This window comes from Arthrobacter sp. 05T442 (assembly GCF_056395945.1).
On the sequence record NZ_JBFTKM010000072.1, the window covers coordinates 1 to 385 of the forward strand.

Annotated in this window: 1 protein-coding gene; it reads right to left on the minus strand. The window is 75.8% G+C overall.

Translation table 11 applies throughout. The features are described from left to right. Positions 1-385: DUF222 domain-containing protein (locus tag AC1DES_RS19235; protein WP_476897288.1), on the minus strand; the 385-nt coding region annotated here is incomplete at both ends.

Sequence of the window (385 nt, forward strand, 5' to 3'; positions counted from 1 at the left end):
CCGCCGAGGACGACGGGGATGATGTCCGCGTCGCAGGCGATCTTCCGGACCGTGGAGGCCGTGACGGGCCCGGTGAACAGCAGGGTCCCCGTGTGCTCGAACGTCCGGCCTGCCTGCCCCGGGCCTGCCTGCTCCGGGCCGCCTGCCTGCTCCGGGCCGCCCGCCGGGGCGCCGAGGCGGGCAAGGAGGTCCCGGTAGTCGATGGTGACCATGACCTGCGGGCGCAGTCCTCCCGCGGCGGGCAGCGAACCGGCCGCGAGGGCGGCCTTGCAGGCACCGACCAGCCCGTCGAGCAGCTTCTGCGGCCGCGACCGCAGGTCCAGGCCGGCCTCGCCGGGGTCATCCTCCGAAGCGGCGTGATTTCCCGCAGCGGCGGCGGCCACGA